Raw genomic sequence first — 25,041 nt, forward strand, 5'->3', positions numbered from 1 at the left:
TCAGCCGCCGCCCAGCCCTTCCTCGCGCGCCCGGACGATCGCGGCGGCGCGGTCGCGGACGGCGAGCTTGGCGAGGACGTTCGCGACGTGGTTGCGCACCGTCTTGGGGCTCAGCACGAGCCGCCGGGAGATCGACGCGTTGTCGAGACCGGCCGCGACGAGGTCGAGCACCTCGCGCTCGCGGTCGGTGAGCTGGGGGAACGGCGCGCGCACGGCGGAGCGCCCGCCCACGACGTACGCCATCGCCCGGTCGGCGACGGACGGGGAGAGGATCATCGCGCCGTCGGCCACCGCGCGGACGGCGCGCTCGACCTCCGCGGGGCTCGCGGACTTCACGAGGAACCCGCGCGCCCCCGCGCGCACGGCCGCGACGACGGCGTCCTCGTCCTCGTGCATCGTCACGACCAGCACGCGCGCGGCCGGGTCCGCGCGCACGAGGTCGCGGGTCACGTCCACGCCCGACCCGTCGCCGAGGTCGAGGTCCAGGAGCACGACGTCGGCCCGCGCCCCGGCGCCTTCGGTGCCACCGGGGCCCAGACCGAGCAGCGCCCGCGCCTCGGCCGTCGACGCCGCGCTCCCCACAACGCGCACGCCGTCGAACGAGTCGAGCAGCGCGGCCATGCCGAGCCGGAACACGGGGTGGTCGTCGACGACCGCGACCCGGATCACGACGCCGCCCCGCGCGCGAGCGCCCCGACCGGGACCAGCGGGAGGGTGGCGCGGACCCGCGTGCCCGGGCGCTCGCCGTCGGCCCGCAGCGCGGTGACGTCGAGCCGCCCGCCGAGCTCGTCGGCCCGCTCCCGCAGCGACCGGGAGCCGACGCCGGCGACCGCGTCCGGCGCGACGCCCCGCCCGTCGTCCTCGCACGTGACGACCAGCACGCCGTCCCCGAGCAGGACCGTCAGGCGGCACTCCTGCGCCCCGGAGTGGCGGGCGGCGTTGACGACGCTCTCGCTCGCGATCGCGTACGCGGCCGCGGCGACGCGCGGGTCGAGGCCGACGCACGGGTCGCAGCGCACGTCCACGACGAACCCGCCGAGGGCCTGCCGCCCCGCGAGCTCGCCGAGCGCGACCTCCAGACCGTGCTCGTCGAGCGACGGCGGCAGGAGGCTGCGGGACAGCGCCCGCACGTCCTCGACGCGCTGCGCCACCTCGACCCCCAGGGCGTCCAGCACCGCGGCCGCGGCCTCGGGGTCGGTCCGCAGCGTGTTCCGCGCGCCCTGGAGCCCGAGGCGCAGGCCCACGAGCCACGGCCCGACGCCGTCGTGCAGCTCCCGGCGGATCACGCGCCGCTCGGCGAGGCGCGCGCGGGTCGTGGCGTCGCGCGCCTCCTCGAGCTCGTGCGCGCCCCGCGCGAGCGCGAGACCGGCGCCGAGCACGGGCAGGAGCTGCTCGAGCGCGTCCCGCGTCCGGGCGTCGAGCCGCTCGCCGGCCCGCGCGACGACGTAGACCCGGCCGAGCACCCGACCGCCGTGCTCGACGGGGAGCGTGACGGCGTCCCCCGCCGGGTGGCCGTCCGGGCCCGCCCAGGGCGCCGGGCCCGCGGGGCTGCCGGACGCCGTCGGGCCGGGTGCGGACCGCTCGATCGTCACGCTCTCCAGGCGCAGCGCCTCGCGCACGCCGACGGCGAGGCTCACGACGAGGTCGTCGGCCGTCGACGCGGACGACAGGTGGCGGCCGACGCTCAGCGCCGCCCGGCCCGGGTCGTTCCCCTCCCCGTAGACGAGCGTGCGCACGCGGTGCCGCAGCCACGTGTGCAGGGGCTGCACCGCGAGCGCGACCCCGACGGCCGCGACGACCTGCGCGGCGGGGCCGTCGACGACGGTCGTCGCGAGCACGACCACCACCGCGTAGACGACGGCGAGACCGACCGCGAGCATCGCGGCGACGGTCGCGCGCGACAGCACGAGGTCGATGCCCCACAGCCGGTTGCGCAGCACGCACACGAGGATCGCGGCGGGGAACAGCGCCTGGCACGCGAGATGCGTGAGGGGGAGCGCGAGGAGCACGTCCGGGTCGGCCCACGTGCCGAGCAGCGGGAGGAACGACAGCGCCATGAGTGCGGTCCCGAGCGCGAGGAGGCCCAGCCCGCGGCGCTCCTCCGCCGGCCCGCGGAACCGGCGCCACGCCGTCGCGCCCGCGGTGACGAGCCCCATGACGACGACGCCGACGATCGCGGGGCGCGGGTCGTCGGAGGGAGCGAGGAAGAAGGCGGTGATGGACGCGACGCCGCCCGCGACCCCGCACCACGCGCCCGCGCCGAGCCGCCCGCCGCGCACGAACCACGGCACGAGGACGAAGAGCCCGACCGTGCCCGGCACCCACGCCCACCCGTAGGCGTCCGCGAGCGGCGTGAGCGGAGGCAGGCCGGGGTGGGTCGACGCGTAGCTGCGCCACCCGCCGCCCAGGGCCGCGACCCCGCCGCCGAGCGCGGCGAGCGCCACGAGCCACCCGACGACGTGGGGCCGCCGCACGAGGATCACCGCCGCGACCGTGCCGTAGACGAGCGCGACCGTCGCGTCCACGACGACGAACAGCAGGTCGCCCAGCAGGAGCGGGACGCCGGACGTGAGCTGGAGCGCGAGCGCGGACACGCCGAGCACCCAGGCGAGGACGCCGATCGTCCAGCCCGTGCGGGGCATCCCGGCGCGGCCGGGCCCGGGCTCGGCCACGGGCCCACGGTAGGGCCGCGGCACGCGCGGCGAGAAGGGTCCGGGCGGGAGATCACCCGGCCGCGGACGACGGCGAGATCGGCAGTCCCGTGCCGGATCGGCGGTCCAGACCGCCGATCCCGACCGGACCCGCCGATCTCGTCGTGCCTCGCCGATCTGGCGCGTCGTGCTCAGCGCCGGTCCCCGAGGGCGAAGCCGAGCGCGGTGACGAGGAGCCAGATCGGGCCGACGAACCCCGCCATGTACTGCAGCGGCGACACGCCCGTGAGGAGGGCGAGCCCGCCGAGCACGAACCCGACGACGCCGAGCCAGCGCGGCGCGGCCGCGTGCCGCAGCGCCGCGACGCCGAGCGCGACGCCCGCGACGCCCGCGCCGACCCACAGCCACGGGATCGTCGCGACCCAGTCGCTGTAGAACGCACCCGACTCCGGGACGATGAGCGCCGTGTCGCCGAGGCCGAACAGGAACTGCGTGTCGAGGCCCGAGCCCAGCAGCCCGGCGACGGAGACGAGCACGAGCCCCCAGCCCGCGACCGTCGGGAGGATCGACCCGGCGGGAGCCTGCCCGTCGAGCCGCCGCTTGAGCCCGGCGGCGAAGACGAGCACGAGCAGCGCGCACGCGATCGTCGCGGTGTGGAACACGATCTGCGTGCCCGTGCGGCCGGAGAGGTCGGCGACGATCGCCTCCGCGTCGCCCGCGGTCTCCTCCCAGTTGATGCCGAGCGCCATCGAGGACTGGATCGAGACCAGGCCGAGGACACCGGCGACGACCCCGGTCCAGGCCCACGCGCGGGGCGTCGTGCCGCGGGCGCGGCGGGGCGTGCCGTCGGCGACCGCCGACGGCGTGGTGAGCGAGCTGTCCTGCATGGGACGACCTTCCGTTCGAGGCCGCCTCCCGCGGCCGGGGCCCGTCACGCGGTGCGACGGCCCCCGCAGCGTCGGCCGGGCGGCGTCCCGGGTCCCAGGGGCAGGTGTCCCGAGCTCCCGGGCAGGTCGCACGGGGCGGGCTCCCGCGCCGCACCAGCGGTTGCGGAACCTCCCGCGCGGCGGGACGGTTGCGGCATGATCCGGTTCCTGCTGAGCTTCGCGATCAACGTGGTCCTCGCCGCCGTGGGCCTCCTCGTCGCCGCGAACGTCTTCGACGGCGTCACGGTGCACGCCTCCGGGTTCACGGTCGCCGTCCTCGTGTTCGCGGTGGCCCAGGGGGTGCTCGCGCCCTTCGTGTTCAACGTCGCGCGCAAGTACGCGTCCGCGGTGCTCGGCGGCATCGGCCTCGTGTCGACGTTCCTCGCGCTGTGGATCGCGACGCTCGTGGGCGACGGCCTGGAGATCTCCGGCGCCTCCACGTGGATCGGGGTGACGGTCGTCGTCTGGCTGATCAGCGCGCTCGGCGGCTGGCTCCTCGGGTGGCTCGTCCTCACCCGCTGGTGGGACCGCCGCCAGGAGGACAAGCGGATCCGCGAGGCGACGACCCGCGGCTGACGACGCCGGCGGCGGTCACCGCGCCCTGCGGTCACCGCGCCCTGCGGTCGCCGTGCCCGGTCGTCGTCGGGTCGGCCGCCGGGGCGAGCGCGGGGAACTCGGGGGTGCCCGGGGGGACCTCCACACGCAGGGGCCGCATCGAGCGGGCGACGAGCCACAGCGGCAGGACGGCCACGCAGAGCACCGGGAGCAGGTGGACGTCGCCGACCGTCACGGCCGCCATGAAGAGCGCGAGCCAGCCGTCGCGCGCCACGACGAGGACGGCGCCCAGCACGCCGGCGGAGACGGCGATCGCGGGCGGGACGGCGGGGACGAGGGACGACGCCGAGAGGCCCAGGGCGACGCCGATGAACACCGCGGGGAAGATGCGGCCGCCTCGGAACCCGGCAGCAGCCGCGACGACGAGCGCCGCGACCTTGACGACCGCCATGAGCAGGATCGTGGACCAGGCGTACGTGTCGGCCTGCTGCGCGAGCTCCTTCATCTCGTCGAGGCCCTTGAACAGCGTGAGCGGCCCGCCGAGGAGCCCGAGCAGACCGAGGACGAGGCCGCCCGCACCGAGCGCGAGCACCGGGCTGCGGAGGCGGTGGAACAGCCTGTGCACGACCGGGAGGGCGACCACCGCGAGCGCCGTCACGAGGGCCGCGACGGCGCCGATCAGCACGCTGCTCGCGACGTCGCCGAGGGCCGGTCCGGGATAGTCGGGCAGGTCGACGGAGAAGGTCGGGGCCCCGACCGCCGTCATGGTGACGGCCCCCGCGCCGGCCGCGGCCAGGGGCGCGAACAGCCGGTCGAACAGAGGTCCGCTCTGCCCGCCGCGCTCCGCGAAGCTCTCCGTGAGGACGAGCGCCGCCGCGACGGGGGTGGCGAACATCGCGCCGATGGTCCCGGCCAGCGCCAGACCGACGGCACCCGCGACGGGCACGCCGAACCGCGGGCGGCAGAGGAACCACGCGGCGAGCGCGACGTTGAGGGCGATGATCGGGTTCTCGGGCCCGAGGCTCACCCCGCCGGCGAGGCCGAGGACGAGGGCGAGCGCGAGACCGGGCAGGGCGCGCAGGGGGAGCGGCTCGGAGACGAGCTCCGTCGTCGCCGGGTCGATGCCGGCGTGCCCCGGGGCCCACCGGACCGTGACGCCCACGAGCAGCCCGGTGACGGTGAGCACGAGGACGGTCCACCACGTGCGTGTGCTCGCGATCCCCCACGCCTCCGGCAGCCGGTCCCACACGAGGTGCTGGATCCACGTCGCGAGCTCGGAGAGCGCGAGCAGCGTCAGGGCGCTGACGACCCCGACGACGAGGGCCGGCACCACGGACCGCAGGAGGCGACCCGACGTCGTGGCGGCTGCCGGCGCGTCGGACACACGGGAAGAGAACCACGCACCCGACCGCACCGCATCCGGAGCCGCGGCGCCGCGCCCCGGCCCCCGTGGGGTCCTCGCGCTCGCCGCGCGCGACCCGGGAGGCGGGGATACGTTCGACGCGTCACGGGGCGCGACGGCGCGCCCCCGCCGAACGAACGATCCGGATCGAGGTCTGACGTGGCAACGCTCACCGTGTGGAAGTTCGACACCCCCGAGGGCGCCCAGCGCGCCGAGGACGCGCTCCTCGCCCTCCAGAAGCAGGAGCTCATCCAGGTGCAGGACGCGGCCACCGTGTCCTGGGAGGAGGGCAAGAAGAAGCCGAAGACCCGCCAGGGGAACAACACGACCGCCGTCGGGGCGCTCGGCGGCACGTTCTGGGGCCTGCTGTTCGGGCTCCTGTTCTTCGTCCCGCTCCTCGGCGCGGCGATCGGCGCGGCGTCCGGAGCCATCGCCGGCGCGCTGACGGACGTCGGCATCGACGACGACTTCATCGACTCCGTGCGCAGCAAGGTCACCCCGGGCACGTCCGCGCTGTTCGTCCTCACGTCGGGCGCTGTCGTCGACCGCGTGCACGAGGCGCTGCAGGCCGAGGGGATCCACGGCGAGCTCGTGCAGACGAACCTCTCCGCCGACGAGGAGGCCAAGCTCCGCGCGGCCTTCGACGAGAACGCCTGAGCGCTCCCCGGCCCGCGAGCCCGCGCCGTTCCCCCCGGGAGCGGAGCGCCGCGCTCAGTCGATGCCCTCGGCGCGCCGCTCGTCGACCGTGCGCTCGGCCTCGAGGTTCGCCTCGCGGTTGCGGCGTCGGCGGCGGGCGGTGCGACTCTCGTCGTCCTTGCCCTTCCTGTCTCCCCTCCCGCTGCCCTTGCCCTTGCCTGGCGTGTGGCCCTCGGAGTCCGGGTCGTGGAGCATGTGCGACTCGATGAGCTCGTGCCGCTGGAGGTAGGTGTTCCCGACGGCCTGGATCGTCGCGGCGATGGGCAGGGCGAGGAACGCGCCCAGCGCACCGAACACCGCGCCGAACGCGAGCACGACGACGAAGCTCACCGCCGGGTTCATCTCCAGCGCCCGGGCGGAGACCTTGGGGGAGAAGTACAGGTTCTCGAGCTGCTGGTAGCCGATGATGAACGCGAGCACGCCCAGGGCCTGCGGCAGCCCTTGCGACGTGAGCGCGACGGCGACGGGCAGCGCGCCGCCGATGTAGGTCCCGATCGTGGGCACGAACTGCGAGACGACGCCCGTGAACACCGCGAGCGGCAGGGCGTACGGCGTCTGGAGGATCAGCAGGAAGACGAACGTGAACACGCTCGACAGCGCGGCGAGCACGATGCGCGAGTTGATGAAGTCCGACACCTTGACCTGGGTGATCTCCCAGAGGCGCAGCACCTCCTCCTGCCGGTTCGGCGTGAGCCAGCGGCACACGGCCGCGCGGAACCGCGGTCCCGCCGCGAGGAGGTAGTAGGTGACGAGGAGGATCGTCAGGCTCGCGAAGACGCCGCCGACGATCGTCGTCGTCACGACGATGGCGCCGGACGCGACGTCGTCGCCGAAGTCGTTGATGACCTGCTTGAGGAGGTCGTCGGAGTCCGGGATGACGACGTCGAAGCGGTCCGCGACGAAGTCCTGGACGCTCGCGTACAGGGCGGGGATCGACTGGACGAGCTGCCCGAGCTGCTGGACGAACAGGTTCCCGAACAGGGCGAGCACGACGAGGATCCCGACGAGGGACCCCAGGAGCGCCACGGCGGCGGCCACGCCCCGGCGCCAGCCGTGCCGCACGAGCCACACGACGATCGGCTCGAGCGCGAGCGCGACGAAGAACGCGATGAGGATGTTGACGCCCAGCGCCTTGAGCCGACCGAGGGCGTACCAGGCGAAGATGCCGACGAACACCGCGACGACGGCCATCGCGAGCGCGCGGGGCACCCAGCGCGGCGGGCGCCGCGAGTCGTGCTGGACCGGGCGCGTGCCGGCGTCCGGGACGCCCGACCACGGGTCGTCGGTGGGGGGCGGGGTCGTCATGGCCACGAACCTAGCGGGGCCGCCGGGCAGCGGCCCCGGGACGCGCCGACCCTCCGGATGCCGAACCGGACGGCCGGTGCCACGATCGATCCGCACGCTCGTCCGGTCGGGGCTCCACGGTTCTCAGGAGGATGGCATGGCACGCTCGTCACAGGTGACGGCATGGGTCGGCTGGGTCTGGTTCGCCGGCATCGTGCTCGTCACGATCGGCTTCTTCAACGCCATCAGCGGCCTGGTCGCCGTGTTCTCCCCGAACAGCCTCGTCGGCGTCTCCGACGCGGGCATCGTCGTCCTCGACGTGTCGACGTGGGGCTGGATCCACCTCGTCATCGGGGTGCTGCTCGTCCTCACCGGCTTCGCGCTGCTGTCCGGCAAGGGCTGGGCGCGCATGGTCGCGATCGTGCTCGTCGTCATCAACGCGATCGCACAGTTCACGACCCTGCAGGTCACGCCGTGGTGGTCGCTCGTCACCATCGTGCTCGACGTCTTCGTCCTGTGGGCGCTCGTCGTGCACGGCGACGAGGCCGAGCGCGCCGCACGCTGAACGTGCGGGGCGCGGGCCGGCGACCGATCGGCTGAGAGAACGGAGAGAGCGATGGCCACCTTCACCGTCTGGAAGTTCGACTCCCCCGAGGGCGCGGACGCGGCGTCCCGGATCCTGCACGACTCGGCGTCCGAGCACGCCGTCAAGATCGTCGACACCGCCGTCGTGTCGTGGCCGGAGGGCGCGGCCAAGCCGACGACGCGCCACGGCCACCAGGACGAGTGGCGCGGCACGGGTTGGGGCGCCTTCTGGGGCCTGCTGCTCGGGTCGCTGTTCCTGGTACCCGTGCTCGGTGCCGCGGCCGGGGCGGCGATCGGCGCGTCGACGAAGGCGATGGAGGCCGTGGGGATCGACAAGGACCAGCTCGACCGCATCCGCGAGGGCGTGACGCCCGGGACGTCGGCGCTGTTCGTCGTCACCGAGGACGGCGACCTCGACCGCGTCGGCGAGCGGTTCCACGGGGTCCACGGCACGCTCGTCGCGACGAACCTCACCGACGCCGAGCGGAGCACGCTCCTCGAGACATTCGGCTGACCCGCGGCACCTCAGTCGTCCAGGCGCTCCGGGAGCCCGAACAGCGGAAACCACGAGGCCGTGTCGAGGAACGCGTTGATGGCCGTGACGCGGCCGCCCTCCGTCTCGACGACCTGGAGCGCCCACGGCTCGTGACCGCCGCCCGCCGCGCGGCGGTACTGGCCGAACCCGAACGTGCCGTTGACCGCGACCGGGACCATGCGCGAGCCCTCGCACTCGTGACCCGGGCCCGTCATCCACGCGACGATGTCCGCCTGGCCGCGCATCCACAGCGGGTACGGCGGCATCGACAGCGTCGCGTCCTCGTGCAGGATCGCGACCAGCGCGTCCATGTCGTAGCGCTCGAACGCGTCGAGGTAGCGCTCGAGCAGGAGCTTCTCCTCGTCGCCGAGGCCCGCGTTCGCCGCGACCGGCGCGGCGGATCCCGTCTCGTCGCCCAGCCCTGAGCTGTCCCAGTGCGCGCGCGCCGCGAGCGTGGCGCGGGCGCGCTGGAGCGCGCTGTTCACCGACGCCACCGTCGTGTCGAGGAGCTCCGCGACCTCGCTCGCCTGCCAGCGCAGCACCTCGCGCAGCAGCAGCACCGCGCGCTGCCGCGGCGGCAGGAACTGGAGGGCCGCGACGAACGCGAGGCGGATGCTCTCGCGCCCCACCGCGACCTGCGCCGGGTCGCCGTCGTGCGGCAGCACCCGGTCGTCGGGGACGGGCTCGACCCACGTCTCCTCCGGCAGCACCTGGCCCAGGTTCTCCAGCTCCGGGGCCTGCGGGCCGCCCAGGCCCATCGGGCGCTCGCGCCGCTTGCGCGCGCCGAGCGCGTCGAAGCACACGTTCGTCGCGATGCGGTAGAGCCACGAGCGCAGGGCCGAGCGGCCCTCGAAGCGGTCGTAGGACCGCCACGCGCGCAGGAACGTCTCCTGCACGGCGTCGTCGGCCTCGAACGACGACCCGAGCATGCGGTAGCAGTAGCCCGTGAGCTCGCGCCGGTGGCCGTCGAGGACGGCGTCCAGGTGCTCGCGGTCGGGCAGCGGGGCGGGGGCGGGCGTAGGGGCGGTGCCAGTGGCGGTCGCGGTGGCGTCGCCGCGCAGGGTCGCAGGGGTGGCGAGGTCGGTCATGGTGCTGCCTCTCAGGACTCGGTCGTCTCGACGTGCACGAGGGGTCACGGGATCGCGCGCGGTGCCCGGGGGGAGTGGCCCACCTCACACACGCTACCGCCGCCCTCCGACACCGCACAGGGGCACCGGACGACCGTCCGGCTCAGTCGTCGAGGTCGAGCTCGAACCACACGGTCTTGGCCGCGTGGCCGTCGGCCGCGCCGCCGTCGGCCGCGTCGTCGTGGAGGTCGACGCCCCAGCGCGACGCGCACCGCTCGAGGAACTGCACGCCCCGGCCGCCCGTCTCCTCCGGCCGCGGCGAGCGCAGCCTCGGCAGCGCCGTCGACCCGTCCTCGACGCCGACCCGCACCACCCGGTGCCCGACCTCGAGCTCCGCCCGGACCGGCGTCGTGCCGTGCTGCACCGCGTTCGTGAGGATCTCGCTCGTCAGGAGCATCGCGACGCGGCGCACCGCGGGCGACACGTCGCAGCTCTCGAGCACGTCGTCGACCCACCGCCGCGCGGGGCCGATCGCCGCCGACGTGTGCTCGACCGGCCGCGTCAGCACGGACGGGCGCCCGGGCGCCGGTGCCCGCGAGACCGTGTGCCGCACGCGCAGGGCGAGGACCGCGACGTCGTCCCGCTGGTCGGCGACCAGGCGGCGGACGAGCGCGTCCGGGAGGGCCGACGTCGCGGTGCCCGCGTGCTCGCCGAGGACGGCCCGCAGGCCGGCGAGGCGCTTGGCGAAGGACGTGCCGCGGCGCTCGACGAGGCCGTCGGTGTAGAGGAGCAGCGTGTCGCCCGGCGCGAGGCGCGTGCGGTGGTCGTGCCGCGACGTGCTCGGCAGCACCCCCAGCATGAGGTCGGGCGCGGACTCGAGCGGGTCGACCGTCCCGTCGGCGCGCAGCACGAGCGGTGGGGGGTGCCCGGCGTTCGACCACGTGAGGTCGAACCCCTGCGGGGTGCGGTCGAGCCGCACGACGACGGCCGTCGCGCTGGAGTGCAGCGCGAGCCCGCGGTTCGCCCGGTCGAGCAGCCGCAGCAGCACGGCGGGCGGCTCGTCCTGGCACCAGGCGAACGTCCGCAGCATCGACCGGAGCTGTCCCATCTGCGCTGCGGCACGCATGTCGTGCCCGGTGACGTCGCCGATCATGAGCACGCACGCGTCGTCGTCGAGCACCACCGCGTCGTACCAGTCGCCGCCGACCTGGTCCGTGCGGGTCGCGGACGCGTACGTCGCCGCGAGCTCCGCACCCCGCACCGGCGGCAGCTCGGTGAGCATCGCGGCCTGGAGGGTCGCCGCGACGCGGTGGCGCTCCTCGAGCAGCCGGACGCGCTCGACCGCGTGCGCGACGTACGAGGCGATCGTCGTCTCCGTCTTTACGGCGTCGTCGTCGAACTCGCGGACCGTGTCCCACGCGAGCGCCACGACGCCCAGGAGGCGGTCGTCCGCGAGGACGGGCACGAACGAGCGCGCCTCGACCGTGTCGGGCGCGATGAGCGACGCGGCCTCGGGGAACCGCTCGCCGTACTGCACGTGGTCACGGAAGAACAAGGGCTCGCGCGTCCGTGCCGCGGTCGACGCGGCGCGGTCCGCGTCCACGCGCATGCGGCGGAACGACGCCGGGACCCCCGGCTCCAGGTGGTCCAGCGTCGTGAACTCGAGGCGGGTTCCGCCGCCGTCGAGCAGCGCGAGCCCGGCGTAGCGCGCGCCGATGGCCGCCCCGACGGCGGCCAGCCGCTCGGCGACGTCGCGGACGGACGTCGCGGCGGCGAACGACTCGGACAGCTCCAGGAGCAGGCGCGACCGCTTGTTCGCCGCGAGCGCGACACGCTGCATGCGCCTCGCGCGGGCCCGCGCCAGGCGCAGCCGGAGCTCGGACGTGCACGCGGACGCCAGGTCCGCGAGCGTCGCCAGCTCGTCGTCCGACCAGGTGCGGGGGCGCGGGTCGAACGCGCACAGCGACCCGACCGCACGGCCCTGCGGGTCGAAGATCGGGAAGCCCGCGTAGGCGACCACGCCGATGTCGTCGACGGCCCGCAGCGTGGCCAGGTGCGGGACGGTGCGCGCGTCCTCGACCACGAGCGGGCGCGCCTCGTTCGCCACGAACTGGCAGAACGTGTGGTTACGCGGGGTCCGGCGCGCCGACTGGTACGGCTCGGGCAGACCGTGCGCGCCGGGCAGCACCGCCTCGTCGTCGAGGACCAGCGTGACGAGCGCCGACGACACCCCGAGCTGCCGGTGCACGAGCCGCGCGAAGCGGTCGAACGACTCGTCCGACGCCGGCTCGGCGAGCCCCGCCTGGACGAGCTCGTGGATCGCCTGGGCGTCGGTCATGGTCCAGTATCACCGGGACGAGCCTGGTCAAACAGCGCAACCCGCCCCACCCGGCGCGGCGTCGGGGGTGAAATCGGACAGAAGGGAACGTCGCGTGCGGGTGCTGCGTGTTCCGCTCGTGAGACGACGACACGACGGCGGCCGCTCCCCGAGCGGGCCGGCACGGTGAGCGCGCGGGACCGCCCGAGGCGGTACGAGCTCGTGCTCGAGCAGGGGGACGGGGTGCGGGAGGACGAGGAGCGCGGGCCTGACGACGGGTGGCCGCCCGAGGTGCTGCTCGAGGTCGACGTGGTCGCCCGCCGCACGCGCGACGAGGAGTTCACCGCGTTCATGCGTGAGGCCCGCGACCCGCTGCACCGCATGGCGTACCTCCTGTGCGGGGACCGGCACCGCGCGGAGGAGCTCACGCAGCACGCCCTGGAGCGCACCTACCGCGCGTGGTCGCGCGCGGCGCAGCGCGACCCGCTCGCCTACGCGCGCCGCGTCCTGGCGAACCTGCGGATCGACACGTGGCGCCGCACCCGGCGCGAGGTGCTCGCCGGGCCGGACGAGCTCTCGTCCGCCGAGCGAGCGGCCCGTCCGGTGGCGCGCGACGGCGGAGCGGGCACGGCCGCGGTCGACGACCGGGACGCCGTCGTGCGCGCGCTGCTCGCGCTCCCGGTCCGGCAGCGGCGGGTCGTCGTGCTGCGCCACCTGCTCGACCTCAGCGAGAACGAGGTCGCGGCCGAGCTCGGCATGCCCGTCGGCACCGTGAAGTCGACGGCGTCGCGCGGCCTCGCCCGGCTCCGCACCCTCCTCGGCGCCCTCGACGAGAGCGCCCCGACGACCAGCGGAAGGACCGCCCGATGAGCCGCGAGACCGGTTCGACCCCCGCCCCGCCCGACGACGACTTCCTCGCGCGGCTGCGACGCACGGCCGACGACGCCGTCCCGCCCTCCACGCTCGACCTCGACGTGGTCCTGCGGTCGAGCCGGCGCGGTGCGCAGCGGCGTCGGTCCCTCGCGGGGGTCGCGGGCGTCGTCGCGCTGGGGCTCGTCGGGACGGGCGTCGTCACGGCGGGCGGCCCCGGCGGCGTGCGCGAGCTCGCGCGCGAGGTCGTCACCGGCTCCCCGGGGTACGAGGTGCTCGTCGCCGAGCCGACCACGGTCGACGTAGCGCCCGGCGTCGTCGCCGTCGCCGAGCCCGCGACGTACCTGCGCGACGACGGCACGTACGTCCTCGACCTCGGCCTCGGCGCGTGGCGCGACGGCGAGCGGTTCCTCGTCGAGTACGACCCGGTACCGGCGGCCAGCGAGAACCCGCGCGGCCTGCGTGTTCTCGCGGGCGACGACGACGACCTCGCCGCCCTGCGCCGGGGCGACGACGCAGGGACCCTCGTGCACGACGGCTTCGAGCACCTGGTGCTGCTCCAGCGCGCCGGCGGGGAGGACGGGCTCGTGCTGAGCGTGCAGTCGTCCAGCACCTCGGCCGGGTCGGACCCGTCGTGGGAGCGCGACCGCCATCAGACGTGGGTAGCCGTGGCCGGGGAGGCACCGGGCGGCACCGGCCCGACGTTCCGGCTCCCCGACGCCTGGGCGGGCGGGCTGTTCCTCAACGCCGCGCTCCTCGGGCCGGAGGCGGGACGGGTGACGGACGTCCGCGGCGTCCTGTCCTCCACGACGTACTCGGACGGCAACAACTACACGCTGGTGACCTGCGGCGAGCCGCTGAGCGACCCGGACCGGGACCCGGGCTGCCGGTCCTCGTACGACCCGCGGACACGGGAGGTCGCGCCTGTCGAGACGCCGCCCTCCGTCCTCGACCGGTCGGTCCTCGACCGCCTCCTCCCGCTCGTGCCCGGGCCTCGGGACGAGCCAGAGACCGCGCTCCGCGCCTGTCTCGCCGCGCGGGAGGCCGAGCCGGACGTGCTGCCGAGCCACTGGGACATCGACCCGGGTGGCGTGGACGGGGACGCCTGGCGACAGTGCCACCTCGACGTGTCTCTGGTCTCGTCGGCGCGCTCCGCGGAGCAGGCCGCCGAGCGCGCGGCGGGACCGTGATCGGCGCGCGGGCGCGGGCACGCTCCCGGCCGGTGCGCCGCGGTGGACGTGGACCCGTCAGGTGCCTCCGCGGGCCCGGAGGTCCGTGACCGCGTGCTCGGCGCCCTGCGCGTCGAGGTAGGTGCCGCCGCGGACCTCGGGGACGAGCGCGGCGTCGGGCCCGGTCGTGAAGCGGTGGACGAGCGGGTGCCCGGTGGGCACGTCGAGGTCCTGGACCGCCTCGGGCGTGAGGTCGTCGACGAGCACGGACAGGGCGCGCAGCGAGTTGCCGTGCCCGACGACGAGCACCGCCTCGCCGTGCAGGAGCCGCGCGCGGGTGGCGGCCCAGAAGGGGCGCAGGCGCTCGACGACGTCCGCGAGGGACTCGGCGTCCGGCCGCAGGGTGGCGCGCGCGGCGTCGGGCAGGCGCAGGAGCGTGTCGTCGACGAGGGCGCGCGCCGGGTCGTCGTCGGCGAGCGGCGGCGGCCGGTGCAGGTACGACCGGCGGTAGCGCCAGTAGGCGGCCTCGCCGTAGTCGCGGCGGACGACGTCGCGCAGCTTGTCGGTGAACGCGCCGTAGTGCCGCTCGACGAGCCGCCACTCGACGGCGAGCGGCGGGGGCCCGGGCAGGGCCTCGGCCACGACGGCGGCCGTCGCGGACGCGCGCACGAGCGGCGAGGTCACGACGCGCCGCGGGGCGAGCGCGGGCTGACGCGCGACGGCGCCCGCGAGGAGGCGCGCCGCGCGTCGCGCCTCGGCGACCCCGACGTCGGAGAGCGGCACGTCGAGCAGCCCGGTGAAGCGGTCGCCCGCGTTGAACGTGCTCTCCCCGTGCCGCACGAGCACGAGCGCCCCGGGCGACGGGTCCACGCGTCAGACCTCGAGCAGGCCGCGCTGGTGCGCGAGCGAGACGGCCTCGGCGCGCCCCGACGCCCCGAGCTTGGCGAGGACGTTCGACACGTGCACGCTCACCGTCTTCCCCGAGATGAACAGGCGCTCGCCGATCTGCCGGTTGGTCAGGCCCTGCGCGACGAGCAGCAGGACCTCCTCCTCGCGCTCGGTGAGGACGGCCGTCGTGGACCGGCGGACGCCGGGCAGGTCGAGGCGACCGCGACGCCCGACCGCGCGGACCGCCTCGGCGAGCGGCGCGGCGCCCATGGCCTCGGCCTCCTCGAGCGCCTGCGCCGCCTCGATCTCGGCGGCGTTGCGGTCGCCCGCCCCGAGCAGGGCCTGGGCCCACCGGAACCGGGACCGCGCGACCTCGTACCGGTAGCCGTAGTCGAAGAGGCGCGTCGTCTCCTCCCACAGCGCGGGGTCGTCCGTGCCGGTGAGGCGCGAGTGCTCGGCCGCGGCGCGCGCGAGCCACGCGCGGCCCTCCGGCCCGAGCCGACCCCCGCGGGGGCGGCCGCGCTCGGCGGTCGTGCGGGCGGCGTCGAGCAGCTCGGCCCCGCGGGCGACGAGCTCGCGGACCGTGGCGGCCCCGGCCGCGCCCTGGAGGCGGGCGGCGTCCGCGGCGTCGGCGAGGGCTGCGAGCGCGAGGGCGGAGATCCAGATGCGGCCCAGGAAGTAGTCGCTCCACGTGCGGCCCAGGTGGTCGACGAGCTCGACGGCGAGCGCCACCGCCTCGTCGCGTCGCCCGGCCCACGTGAGGGCGTCGATCGAGCACCCGCCCGAGATGAGCGCGATCTGCCCGTCCCGGAACCAGTCGCGCCGCAGCGCGGTGCCCCGCGCGATCGCGTCCGCGTCGCCGCGCGCGACGGCGGCGTAGAGCTGGACGCACGAGAGCTGCGGCGCGGAGCCCTCGGGCATGGTCTCGCCCGCGGTGTCCGTGGGGGTGAGGTCGCCGAGCACGTACCGGACGAGGTCGCGGAACAGGCGCAGCTCGACGCCGTACGCGCTCCACCCGAGGCCGGTCGCCCGCGCGCGGTCGAGGCCGTCCTCCGTGACCTGGAGGGCCTCGTCGATGCGGCCCGCGTAGTAGCGGTTCGCGGCGATGTTGTACCAGCAGCGCAGCTCGGTGAGGATGTCGCCCGCCTCGACCGCGCGCTCGCGCGCCTGGGCGAGCAGCACCGCGGCGCGGTCGTCGTCGGCGACCTCGAGGATCGCCATCGTGGTCAGCACGTCGGCCTCCACGTCGGGCGCGTCGAGGCGGTGCGCGACGTCGATCGCCTCGGCCGCGACCTCGGCGGCGAGCTCGTCGAGGTCGGCGTTCATCGCGGCGCGCGCCCGCATGGCCAGCGTCCACGCGCGGTCGAGCGACGGCGGCTCGACGGGCAGGACGGCGAGCGCCGCCTCGGTGTGCGCGAGGGTCTCCTCGACCTCCTCCGTGCCGAGCAGGTACCGGGACAGCACGTGCCGCAGCGACGCCTGCCGCATCGGGTCGTCGGCGGTGCCCTCGACGACGCGCCGCGCCAGCGCCACCGCGCGGTCCGGCTCGCCCGCGCGGCTCGCGGCCCCGGCGGCGGCGAGCGCGACGGTGACGCGGTCCTCGCCGAGGAGGGTCGCGGCGTCGGGCACGGCCTGCCACAGCGCGAGCACCTGCTCGAGGTGCCGCAGCTCCTCCGCGGGCGCGAGCACGCGCGCCGCCTTGCGCGCCGCGGCGCGCGACGCGGTGAGCGCGGCCGGGAGGTCGTGCGCGGCGAGCGCGTGGTGGGCCCGCAGGGCGGGGGAGCCGAGCGCCGGGTCGTCGTCGAGCGCGGCGAGGTAGGCGCGGTGCACGCCGACGCGCTCGCCCGGGAGCAGGTCGGACGCGACCGCCTCGGCGAGCAGCGCGTGCCGGAACACGACCGTGTCGCGCGCGCCGTCGCCCTCGACCGCGAGGACGTGGTGCGCGATGGCCTCGCGCAGCGCGGCGTCGAACGGGCGCCCGGACGACCGGTCCGCGGGCTCGCCCGCGTCGGTGTCCCGCGCCAGCGCGGCCCGCAGGAGCGGCTCGCTCACCTGGCGTCCCGAGACCGACGCGACGCGCACGAGGTGCTGGACGGCCGGGTCGAGCCCTTCCAAACGGGCGCGCAGCACGTCCGCGAGCGACCACGGCAGCTCGTCGCCCAGGCCCGACTCGACGAGCTCCTCGGCGAAGTAGGCGTTCCCCTCGGAGCGCGTGCGCACGGACTCGAACGCCGCGGGCGGCAGCGGGCTGCCGGCGAGCGCCGTCGTGAACTCCCGCAGCTCGCGCTCGGTGAACGGCGAGAGCTGCACGTGCTCGACGCGCGGGTGGCGCAGCAGCTCCGCGAGCACCGGGCGCAGGGGGTGGCGGCGGTGCAGGTCGTCCGCGCGGTAGCTCGCGACGACCAGGACGTGCTCCGCGCGCAGGCGTGCGACGACGAAGCGCAGGACGTCGCGGCTCGACGGGTCCGCCCAGTGCAGGTCCTCGACGACGAGCACGAGCGGCGCCTCGGGCGTCCCGGACGCCGCGATCGCGGCGGCGACGCTCTCGAAGAGCTGGAGGCGCTCGCCCTGGCTCTGCTCGTCATCGGCCGGGGTGCCGGCGTCGAGCAGGCGTGCGAGCGCGGGACGGGCCGCGACCGTCTCGTCGACGACGGGGTGCTGGGCGCGCAGGGTCGTGAGCGCCTCGGAGAAGGGGAGGTAGGGGAGGCCGACCTCGCCGAGGTCGACGCAGTGGCTCCATACCACCGTGGCGCCCGTCCCGGCCGCGAGCTCCGCCGCGCGCGTGAGGAGGCGCGTCTTGCCCACCCCCGCGTCGGCACCGACGAGCACCACGCCCGGCTCGCCGCGGCGCGCGCGCTCGACCGCCGCGGCGAGCACGTCGAGCTCGGCCGCGCGGGCCACGAAGGGCGCGCGCGTGGAGGGTCGGGGCACGGTCCCCATCCTCGCAGCGGGCACCGACACGTGACCAGCCGATTGGCCGCCCCCGGCCGGTCGGGACTCCTCGCCGGACACGACGACGCCGCCGGCGAGAGGTGCCTCGTCGGCGGCGTCGGGCGGCGCGGTCACCGCGCCGGGTGGTCGTGGCGACGACGACGGCCGCGCCACCAGTGCAGCAGCGCGGGCTCGTCGTGCCGCAGGTCCGCCCGCAGACGCTCCGCGCGGTACTCCAGGTCCGCGTCGAACGTCGGATCGATGTGCGTGCTCATGGTCGTCCCCGTCTCCCAGGCTCCCTGCCTGTCCGACACTCACAGTCGTCCTGAGCACCGGGCCGTCGCATCGGTCGACCGCGCACCGTTCGTCCGGGGGTGCCTTAGGCGCACGAGGATCCGGGTGTCGAGAGGTCTGAGGTGGTCCCCGGCGCCTAAGGCACCGGTCCCGAGGCGGCCGACGCCGGGGGCCCCACGCTGCGCTCGCTCGTCGGGGGGGACAGGTGCTTGGGTGGGCGAACCAGCGTGGTCCGCCGGGGCGGACAGACCAGGGAGGACAGCGATGACCGAGCACGTCGACGCCGACAACTTCGTGCGCGCCGAGACCGACAGGATGTTCGCCGCGCTGCAGCGGGACGCGGGCGGGGTCAACCAGTTCTTCCACAACCGGGAGCCTGCGCCCGTGGACCGGCAGACGGTCGTGCGTCTGAACCGGGACACGCTCTACAGCTTCGCCGTCGTGGACCTGTCCGCCGGTGCCGCACTGACTCTGCCCGACGCCGGGGACCGTTACCTGTCAGCGATGGTCGTCGACAACGACCACTTCGTGGCGGACGTCCTGCACGCCCCGGGCGAGCATCGTCTCGACGCGACGGGCGTGGGCACGCGCTACGCCGTCGTGGCGGTCCGCACGCTCGTGGACCCCGCCGACCCGGCCGACCTCGAGGCCGTCGCCGCGGTGCAGGACGGCGTCGTGCTGCGTGCCGGCTCGGCGGATCCGTTCGTGTCTCCCGACTACGACGCGGTGAGCATGGACGCGACCCGGGACGCGCTGCTCGCGCTCGCCGCGGGCCTGCGCAGGTTCGACGGCATGTTCGGCACCCGGGAGCAGGTCGACCCGGTGCGGCACCTGGTGGGGACCGCGGCGGGCTGGGGCGGGCTGCCCACGACGGAGGCGTCGTACGTCGGTGTCGACCCGGGCGTGCCGCCCGGCCGGTACGCGCTCACGCTGCGCGACGTCCCGGTCGACGCGTTCTGGTCGGTCTCGGTCTACGACGAGAAGGGCTTCTTCGAGCCGAACCCCGAGGGCGTCTACAGCGTCAACAGCGTCACGGCCGTGCCCGACCCGGACGGCGGGGTCACCGTGCGATTCGCCCCGCGCACCGAGGTGGGAGACGCGCCGAACACGATCCCGGTCCCGGAGCGGTGGAACTTCCTCGTCCGCCTCTACCGCCCTCGCGCGGAAGTCCTCGACGGCACGTGGCGTGTCCCGGAGCTGCACGCGCTCTGACTGCCCTGACGGAGGTCCGGCAGGCGCACGCGGGAGGAGGACGGCCGGACCGAGCGACGAACGTGACCCGCGTCACTCCTCCCGTTGCCAACAGGAGGACCCCGGCGCAGACTGGACGCAGGACCGGACCCGCTGTGGGGGTGACCTCGTGACCGACACCTACGACATGCTGCCGATGCTGGGCCGTGGCAAGCACCGCAACCCGAAGAAGGGTGCGTGCTTCATGGAGCTCGCGTCGTATCTCGCGGGAGAGCGCTGGAGCGACCATCCACGGTGCACGCACCCGCTGCTCGCGATGCTCGCGCGCGCCGTGAACGACCTCACGGTCGACCCGGAGCGCCCCAGGCTCGCGCCGCTCATCCCGTCCGTCATCGGGCTGACGAGCGACGACCCGCACTGGGACGTGCGCATCGCGCTGCGCGCCGCCGTGACGGCGCTGCCGATCGCCCCGGCGGACCGGCAGCAGACGCTCGCGGTGGCGATCATCGGTGCCGAGAAGATGCTCGACGTCCTCGACGACCGCCCCGCGGGCACGCTGAGCGCCGAGTCGGCCGACGCGCTCGCGAGCTGCCCGCGCACCGCGCGGTGGGCACAGCGGTTCTGCGAGGGCGCGCGACTGCGGCCCACGCGGTTCGTGCGCGACGCCGCACCGAGCATCATCTCCGCGGCGGTGCAGGGCATCGCCGAGGCGTGCGTGAGCGACCCGGACGAGCGCCTGCGCGCGCTGCTGTCCGCGACGATCGACGACTGCCGCGCCTGGGCTGCGGCAGAACCCGCGCCCGCTCTCGACCCCGAGGCGTGGGCGCCGGTCGTCCGGGCCGCCGGGGCGGGGGCGCGGTGACGACGGACCGCGCGCCGAACGTCAACGGCGAGGGTCTCGACGACCCTGCGCTCGCGGCCGCCCTCGCCACCGCGGTACGTGTCGAGGTGCCGCCGAGCGGCACCGGGTGCGCCGAGTGCGACGAGGCCGGTGGCTGGTGGGTGCACCTGCGCCGGTGCGCGACGTGCGGGCACGTCGGCTGCTGCGACACGTCGCCCGCGCAGCACGCGACCGCGCACTACGACGAGACCGGCCACCGGCTCATGCGCTCGTTCGAGCCGGGCGAGGAATGGTACTGGGACTTCGAGACCGAGCAGGTGCTCGAGGGCCCGCACCTCGCCGCGCCGCTGTCCCGGCCGCCCGAGCAGGGGTCGCCCGGCCCCGCCGACCGCGTGCCGCCCGACTGGACGTCGCTCATCCACCGCTGACGGGGCGCTGCCGGCGCAGCCCGGACAGGCCCGCGGAGCGGCCGGTGCTCAGGGCGCGGTGCTCCACAGGAACAGGTCGGTCGCTCCGGCGAGCGCGAGAGCGTCTCGGACGTAGTCGCTGCAGCCCAGGATCGTCGGCGGGGCGGGCGCGCCGGCGGCGATCAGGAGGAGGCCGACGCCGGCGGAGTCCAGGAACGTGACTCGCGAGGCGTCGATGTGCAGTGGTCCACCGGTCGTGCCCAGGCGGTGCTTCGCGGCCTGGACGACGGCGTAGTCGACCTCGCCCCAGAGCTCCCACGTGTCGGCCGTGGCGTGCAGGCCCCCGTGCAGCGGGTCGGTGGGATGTGCGGCCGGGGTGCTCTCGTGAGCCATGCGGGTGCCTGTTTCTGTGGAGGCCGGCCGACGCGGGAACTCTGTCGGCTCCCAACCTCCCACACTTGCGGCGTCAGCGGGCTGCCGACTCTCACGCCCGAGGCGGTCGCGCACCACCTCGACCTCTCGCGCACGCGCCGACGCGGCGGCGCGGCGCCTGCCCCCGCGGTCCCGATCTGGTGTTCCGTGGTGTGACCTGTTGTCTTTTTCTGGTGGAAGTTGTTTGATTCTGGGGAGACGTTGTGCGGTGCGCCAAGGACGGCGACCGCCGGAGCATCGGTGCCCGGTTCGCCGCCGCGTCGTGCAGTCCCTGGATTCACTCGACGAGGAGGAAGCACGGATGCAGTCCATGACAGCGGTAGCACCCCCACGGGGCAGACCGGCGAGGATCCTGGCGGCGGCACTGGCCGCCGCGCTCACGGTGCCCCTGGCCGTGGCGACGGCGGCGGGGGCGACCGCGACGCCGTCGGCCCCGACCGACGAGGCCACGCAGGACGTCGCGGCCCAGGACCTCGCCCTCGACAACGGGCTCAAGGGCGAGTACTTCCTGTCCGGCGGCCCTGGCTGGCCACTCACCGACCTCAAGGCCACGATCCCCGACCAGCGGATCGAGTTCCCCAACCTGGTCCCGACGTTCGCCGAGCTCACCGGCCGCGGCGAGCGCACGTCCGCGCGCTGGACGGGGCAGATCACGCCCGACTACAGCGAGGCGTACACGTTCTCCGCGATCGGCGACAACGGGTTCCGGCTGTGGATCGACGACCGGCTCGTCATCGACCACTGGGTCGACGACTGGGACGTCGAGCAGACGTCCGCGCCGGTGCAGCTCCAGGCGGGCCAGGAGTACGCGTTCCGCATGGAGATGTTCCAGAACACCGGCGGGTCGCACCTCCGGTTGCGGTGGCAGAGCCCCTCGCAGCAACGTGAGATCGTGCCGACCGACGCCTTCACGTACCCCGACGACTTCGTCGTCTTCCCCGCGCAGGCCGCGCTCGAGAGCGACGGCACGAGCCTCAACGTGACGTTCGAGGGCGCCGCGGGCGGCGTCGACGAGAGCCTCGTCGACCACCTCAAGGTGCAGGTGGACCAGCTCGCGTGGCCCGTGGCGCAGGTCGCGGCGCAGGGCGACGTCCTGGGCATCACGCTCGCCGAGCCCGTCGACCGCGCGTCGACCGCGCGCCTCGTCTACGACGGCGAGGGCGACCTGACGGTCGGCGGCGAGAAGGTCGGTCCGCTCAACCTGCCGGTCACCAACGGCTCCGAGTTCCGGATCCAGACCCCGTGGGCCGACGACTTCGACCCGACGAACCCGCTGCCGGAGTACCCGCGCCCCCAGCTCACGCGCGACGCGTGGCAGAACCTCAACGGCGTGTGGCAGTTCGAGGCGGCGGAGTCCGACGACGCCGTGCCGAGCGGCCGCGACCTCGACGAGGAGATCGTCGTCCCGTACGCGGTCGAGTCCGCGCTCTCGGGCATCGAGCGGCGCGAGGACGACATGTTCTACCGCCGCACGTTCGAGGTGCCGCAGGACTGGGCGGTCGGGAGCGACAACCGCCTGCGCCTGAACTTCGGCGCGGTCGACTACGTCGCGACGGCGTACGTGAACGGCCAGGAGGTCGGCACGCACCGCGGCGGCTACGACGCGTTCTCGTTCGACGTCACCGACGCGCTCGTCGCGGGCGCGGAGCAGGAGCTCGTCGTGCGCGTCGTCGACACGACGGACGGCAGCAACCAGGCCGTCGGCAAGCAGACGCTCAACCCGGGCGGCATCTTCTACACCCCGACGTCGGGCATCTGGCAGACGGTGTGGATGGAGCCCGTCCCCGCGGCGGCGATCGACGCCGTCGTCACGACGCCCGACGTCGAGGCGGGCGTGCTCGCGGTGACCGCGCAGTCGGCCGCCGCGTCCGACGACGCCGAGGTGACCGCCGTCGTGCGGGACGCCGAGGGTGCCGAGGTCGGCACCGTCACCGGCGCCGCGAACGAGCTGCTCGCGGTCGAGATCCCGGACGCGCACCTGTGGTCGCCCGAGGACCCGTACCTCTACGACGTCGACGTCACCCTCACCGACGGCGGCTCCACCGACACGGTGGCCTCCTACGCGGGCATGCGCTCGATCGAGGTCGCCGAGGTGGACGGCGTCCAGCGCATCCTGCTCAACGGCGAGAAGACGTTCCTCATGTCGACGCTCGACCAGGGTTACTGGCCGGACGGCATCTACACCCCCGCGTCCGACGAGGCCTACGTGTTCGACCTCCAGGCCCACAAGGACCTCGGGTTCAACACGGTGCGCAAGCACATCAAGGTCGAGCCGGCCCGCTGGTACTACCACGCCGACACGCTGGGCCTCATGGTCTGGCAGGACATCCCGAGCGGGTGGTTCAACAACGGCGACACGGACCCGGCGTCGCGCGTCTTCTGGGAGCAGGAGATGAAGACGATCATCGACCAGCACCGCTCGGTGCCGTCGATCGTCGGCTGGGTGACGTTCAACGAGGGTTGGGGCGAGTGGAACCTCGCCGACACGGCGCGGATCGGGAACACGATCGACGCCTACGACCCGAGCCGGATCCTCAACACGCACTCCGGCTACAACTGCTGCGCGTCCAAGGGTGACTCGAAGACGGGCGACATCATCGACTGGCACCAGTACACCGGCCCGGCCCTGCCGAAGCCGGACGCCACGCGCGCCGCGATCGACGGCGAGCACGGCGGCTTCTCGATGAGCGTCCCGGGCCACATGTGGCCGGGCGTGTCCGCCAACCCGTACGGCGGGGTCGCGAACAGCGAGGCGCTGACCGACGCGTACGTGCAGAACACGGAGAAGCTCGTGCGGCCGGCGCAGTGCTACCTGTCCGGCTCGGTGTACACGGAGATCTCCGACGTCGAGAACGAGCTGAACGGCTTTTACACGTACGACCGGCGCGTCCTCAAGATGGACGCCGCGCGCGTCAAGGACGTCAACGAGCGGGTCGCCGCGGCGGCGGTGCAGGGCTCCGCGCCCGTCGACCCGGGCACCCCGGGGCTGACCGGCACGGGCCGCTGGTCGTTCGACGAGGGCCAGGGCACGACGGCGGCCGACGGCGTCGGCGACCACGCGGCGTCGGGCACGGGCACGTGGGTCGCCGGTCACGGCGACAGCGGGTCCGCGATCAGGCTCGACGGCACGAACCAGTCGTTCGCGACCGAGGGTCCCGTGGTCGACACGACCGGCTCGTACACGGTGTCCGCGTGGGTCCAGCTCGACAAGACGCCCGGTGGCGCGTGGTCGACGATCGTCGGCCAGGACTCGGTCACGGGCTCGAGCGCGTTCTACCTCCAGTACGGCGGGGGCGGCCGGTGGGCCTTCTCCTACGACGGCGAGCCGCGCGCGGAGTACGTCGTGCAGCCCGTGCTGGGCGACTGGTACCACGTCGTGGGCGTCCGCGACGCGGCCGACCAGAAGCTCAAGCTCTACGTCAACGGCGAGCTCGTCGGCCAGTCCGACGTGTGCGGCGGCACCACGCCGTCCGGTCCGCTGACGATCGGGCGCGGGCAGTGGAGCGGCAACCCGGTCGACTACTGGCCGGGCACGATCGACGACGTGCGCGTCTTCGACCGCGCGCTGTCCGACGCCGAGGTCGCCCAGGTCTACGCCGGCGACGACGGCGAGGAGCCGACGCTCGACGTGACGGTCACGGCCGAGACCCGCTGCCTCGCGGGCAAGGCCTACGTGGCCGTGCGCGCGACGAACGGCGAGGACGTCCCCGTGGACGTCACGCTCGCCACGCCGTTCGGGACCAAGGCGGTCACCGCCGTGGCCCCGGGGGCGAACGCGTACCAGTCGTTCGCGGTGCGCGCCCCGTCCGCCGAGGCGGGCGAGGCGACCGTCACCGCCACGGCGACGGTCGACGGCGAGCAGGTCAGCACGGAGGTCGTCGCGCCGTACGCCGCGACCACCTGCGGCTGACGGCCGACCGGCGCCGCTGAGCGCCACCGACCCGGGGTCGTCCCCCGCCCGTCACGGGCGGGGGACGACCCCTCGCCCGTAATTGCCGGG

At 75.0% G+C, this 25,041-nt stretch carries 21 protein-coding genes; 10 read left to right on the top strand and 11 right to left on the bottom strand.

All coding sequences use genetic code 11. The features are described from left to right. The 3 genes from RSE42_RS00930 to RSE42_RS00940 all read right to left on the bottom strand — a co-directional run bounded on the left by RSE42_RS00930 (nucleotide 1) and on the right by RSE42_RS00940 (nucleotide 3,538). On the bottom strand, nucleotides 1–669 hold the full coding sequence (locus RSE42_RS00930; RefSeq protein ID WP_409141195.1) for a response regulator transcription factor: 669 nt from the start codon (nucleotides 667–669) through the stop codon (nucleotides 1–3). After that, nucleotides 666–2,672, bottom strand: a complete 2,007-nt coding sequence (locus tag RSE42_RS00935; RefSeq protein WP_409141196.1) for a sensor histidine kinase — start codon at nucleotides 2,670–2,672, stop codon at nucleotides 666–668. Before RSE42_RS00935 ends, RSE42_RS00930 begins: the two co-directional genes overlap by 4 nt. A gap of 170 nt (nucleotides 2,673–2,842) precedes the next feature. Beyond that, nucleotides 2,843–3,538, bottom strand: coding sequence for a hypothetical protein (locus tag RSE42_RS00940; protein ID WP_061268382.1), 696 nt, complete (start codon nucleotides 3,536–3,538; stop codon nucleotides 2,843–2,845). 195 nt (nucleotides 3,539–3,733) lie between these two features. Between RSE42_RS00940 and RSE42_RS00945 the strand changes: the two genes are divergently transcribed. Further along, nucleotides 3,734–4,153, top strand: coding sequence for a phage holin family protein (locus RSE42_RS00945; RefSeq protein WP_061268381.1), 420 nt, complete (start codon nucleotides 3,734–3,736; stop codon nucleotides 4,151–4,153). Nucleotides 4,154–4,184: 31 nt separating this feature from the next. On the opposite strand, the gene RSE42_RS00950 is transcribed toward RSE42_RS00945, so the two are convergent. After that, nucleotides 4,185–5,516 (bottom strand): ion channel protein, encoded by a 1,332-nt coding sequence (locus tag RSE42_RS00950; protein WP_415297652.1) that lies wholly within the window; start codon nucleotides 5,514–5,516, stop codon nucleotides 4,185–4,187. Nucleotides 5,517–5,693: 177 nt separating this feature from the next. Here RSE42_RS00950 and RSE42_RS00955 point away from each other — a divergent pair, with 177 nt between their 5' ends. Beyond that, the gene (locus RSE42_RS00955; protein ID WP_043656289.1) at nucleotides 5,694–6,191 is read left to right on the top strand and encodes a DUF1269 domain-containing protein; all 498 of its coding nucleotides are present in this window, start codon (nucleotides 5,694–5,696) and stop codon (nucleotides 6,189–6,191) included. A 54-nt stretch (nucleotides 6,192–6,245) separates the two neighbouring features. Here the strand turns inward: RSE42_RS00955 and RSE42_RS00960 are convergent, their stop codons facing one another. Next, nucleotides 6,246–7,535: an AI-2E family transporter gene (locus tag RSE42_RS00960; RefSeq protein WP_415297653.1), complete on the bottom strand. Its 1,290-nt coding sequence runs from the start codon at nucleotides 7,533–7,535 to the stop codon at nucleotides 6,246–6,248. A 136-nt stretch (nucleotides 7,536–7,671) separates the two neighbouring features. Between RSE42_RS00960 and RSE42_RS00965 the strand changes: the two genes are divergently transcribed. Together RSE42_RS00965 and RSE42_RS00970 are read left to right on the top strand one after the other, a co-directional pair. Then, nucleotides 7,672–8,079 (top strand): hypothetical protein, encoded by a 408-nt coding sequence (locus RSE42_RS00965; RefSeq protein ID WP_051028277.1) that lies wholly within the window; start codon nucleotides 7,672–7,674, stop codon nucleotides 8,077–8,079. 51 nt (nucleotides 8,080–8,130) lie between these two features. Next, nucleotides 8,131–8,613, top strand: coding sequence for a DUF1269 domain-containing protein (locus RSE42_RS00970; RefSeq protein ID WP_034655964.1), 483 nt, complete (start codon nucleotides 8,131–8,133; stop codon nucleotides 8,611–8,613). Between the two features lie 11 nt (nucleotides 8,614–8,624). Here RSE42_RS00970 and RSE42_RS00975 read toward each other — a convergent pair whose 3' ends face one another. Beyond that, a complete protein-coding gene (locus tag RSE42_RS00975) occupies nucleotides 8,625–9,722 on the bottom strand; it encodes a sigma-70 family RNA polymerase sigma factor (protein ID WP_108048230.1) in 1,098 nt (365 codons plus the stop codon). 142 nt (nucleotides 9,723–9,864) lie between these two features. Beyond that, nucleotides 9,865–12,039 (bottom strand): SpoIIE family protein phosphatase, encoded by a 2,175-nt coding sequence (locus RSE42_RS00980; RefSeq protein WP_171467231.1) that lies wholly within the window; start codon nucleotides 12,037–12,039, stop codon nucleotides 9,865–9,867. 165 nt (nucleotides 12,040–12,204) lie between these two features. Here RSE42_RS00980 and RSE42_RS00985 point away from each other — a divergent pair, with 165 nt between their 5' ends. Together RSE42_RS00985 and RSE42_RS00990 are read left to right on the top strand one after the other, a co-directional pair. Next, nucleotides 12,205–12,888, top strand: coding sequence for a SigE family RNA polymerase sigma factor (locus tag RSE42_RS00985; protein WP_232322648.1), 684 nt, complete (start codon nucleotides 12,205–12,207; stop codon nucleotides 12,886–12,888). Continuing rightward, nucleotides 12,885–14,078 (top strand): hypothetical protein, encoded by a 1,194-nt coding sequence (locus tag RSE42_RS00990; protein ID WP_137279962.1) that lies wholly within the window; start codon nucleotides 12,885–12,887, stop codon nucleotides 14,076–14,078. The genes RSE42_RS00985 and RSE42_RS00990 overlap by 4 nt, the downstream gene beginning before the upstream one ends. 57 nt (nucleotides 14,079–14,135) lie before the next feature. Here the strand turns inward: RSE42_RS00990 and RSE42_RS00995 are convergent, their stop codons facing one another. The 3 genes from RSE42_RS00995 to RSE42_RS01005 form a co-directional block, all read right to left on the bottom strand. Next, nucleotides 14,136–14,927, bottom strand: coding sequence for a 2,3-bisphosphoglycerate-dependent phosphoglycerate mutase (locus RSE42_RS00995; protein WP_415297654.1), 792 nt, complete (start codon nucleotides 14,925–14,927; stop codon nucleotides 14,136–14,138). Nucleotides 14,928–14,930: 3 nt separating this feature from the next. Beyond that, a complete protein-coding gene (locus RSE42_RS01000) occupies nucleotides 14,931–17,876 on the bottom strand; it encodes a helix-turn-helix transcriptional regulator (protein WP_415297655.1) in 2,946 nt (981 codons plus the stop codon). A 131-nt stretch (nucleotides 17,877–18,007) separates the two neighbouring features. Next, on the bottom strand, nucleotides 18,008–18,151 hold the full coding sequence (locus tag RSE42_RS01005) for a hypothetical protein (protein WP_158097151.1): 144 nt from the start codon (nucleotides 18,149–18,151) through the stop codon (nucleotides 18,008–18,010). 283 nt (nucleotides 18,152–18,434) lie between these two features. Between RSE42_RS01005 and RSE42_RS01010 the strand changes: the two genes are divergently transcribed. From RSE42_RS01010 to RSE42_RS01020, 3 genes are all read left to right on the top strand, one after another. Beyond that, complete coding sequence (locus tag RSE42_RS01010) at nucleotides 18,435–19,382, top strand: DUF1214 domain-containing protein (protein ID WP_034656204.1); 948 nt, start codon at nucleotides 18,435–18,437, stop codon at nucleotides 19,380–19,382. Nucleotides 19,383–19,530: 148 nt separating this feature from the next. After that, complete coding sequence (locus RSE42_RS01015) at nucleotides 19,531–20,223, top strand: hypothetical protein (RefSeq protein ID WP_021480893.1); 693 nt, start codon at nucleotides 19,531–19,533, stop codon at nucleotides 20,221–20,223. 86 nt (nucleotides 20,224–20,309) lie between these two features. Next, nucleotides 20,310–20,630: a UBP-type zinc finger domain-containing protein gene (locus RSE42_RS01020; RefSeq protein ID WP_076404117.1), complete on the top strand. Its 321-nt coding sequence runs from the start codon at nucleotides 20,310–20,312 to the stop codon at nucleotides 20,628–20,630. Nucleotides 20,631–20,678: 48 nt separating this feature from the next. Here RSE42_RS01020 and RSE42_RS01025 read toward each other — a convergent pair whose 3' ends face one another. Continuing rightward, nucleotides 20,679–21,002: an STAS domain-containing protein gene (locus RSE42_RS01025; RefSeq protein ID WP_034656206.1), complete on the bottom strand. Its 324-nt coding sequence runs from the start codon at nucleotides 21,000–21,002 to the stop codon at nucleotides 20,679–20,681. Nucleotides 21,003–21,435: 433 nt separating this feature from the next. Here RSE42_RS01025 and RSE42_RS01030 point away from each other — a divergent pair, with 433 nt between their 5' ends. Beyond that, a complete protein-coding gene (locus RSE42_RS01030; protein WP_415297656.1) occupies nucleotides 21,436–24,951 on the top strand; it encodes a LamG-like jellyroll fold domain-containing protein in 3,516 nt (1,171 codons plus the stop codon). Nucleotides 24,952–25,041 lie beyond the last annotated feature (90 nt).

It is taken from the genome of Cellulosimicrobium sp. SJTW-1 (genome assembly GCF_047716875.1).
Lineage (GTDB): Bacteria > Actinomycetota > Actinomycetes > Actinomycetales > Cellulomonadaceae > Cellulosimicrobium > Cellulosimicrobium funkei.

Bases quoted from the DNA above. Each gene is read 5' to 3' on its own strand.
- RSE42_RS00940 (WP_061268382.1), bottom strand. From the start codon at position 3,538: ATGCAGGACAGCTCGCTCACCACGCCGTCGGCGGTCGCCGACGGCACG.
- RSE42_RS00945 (WP_061268381.1), top strand. From the start codon at position 3,734: ATGATCCGGTTCCTGCTGAGCTTCGCGATCAACGTGGTCCTCGCCGCC.
- RSE42_RS00960 (WP_415297653.1), bottom strand. From the start codon at position 7,535: ATGACGACCCCGCCCCCCACCGACGACCCGTGGTCGGGCGTCCCGGAC.
- RSE42_RS00965 (WP_051028277.1), top strand. From the start codon at position 7,672: ATGGCACGCTCGTCACAGGTGACGGCATGGGTCGGCTGGGTCTGGTTC.
- RSE42_RS00970 (WP_034655964.1), top strand. From the start codon at position 8,131: ATGGCCACCTTCACCGTCTGGAAGTTCGACTCCCCCGAGGGCGCGGAC.
- RSE42_RS00975 (WP_108048230.1), bottom strand. From the start codon at position 9,722: ATGACCGACCTCGCCACCCCTGCGACCCTGCGCGGCGACGCCACCGCG.
- RSE42_RS00980 (WP_171467231.1), bottom strand. From the start codon at position 12,039: ATGACCGACGCCCAGGCGATCCACGAGCTCGTCCAGGCGGGGCTCGCC.
- RSE42_RS00990 (WP_137279962.1), top strand. From the start codon at position 12,885: ATGAGCCGCGAGACCGGTTCGACCCCCGCCCCGCCCGACGACGACTTC.
- RSE42_RS01005 (WP_158097151.1), bottom strand. From the start codon at position 18,151: ATGAGCACGCACATCGATCCGACGTTCGACGCGGACCTGGAGTACCGC.
- RSE42_RS01010 (WP_034656204.1), top strand. From the start codon at position 18,435: ATGACCGAGCACGTCGACGCCGACAACTTCGTGCGCGCCGAGACCGAC.
- RSE42_RS01025 (WP_034656206.1), bottom strand. From the start codon at position 21,002: ATGGCTCACGAGAGCACCCCGGCCGCACATCCCACCGACCCGCTGCAC.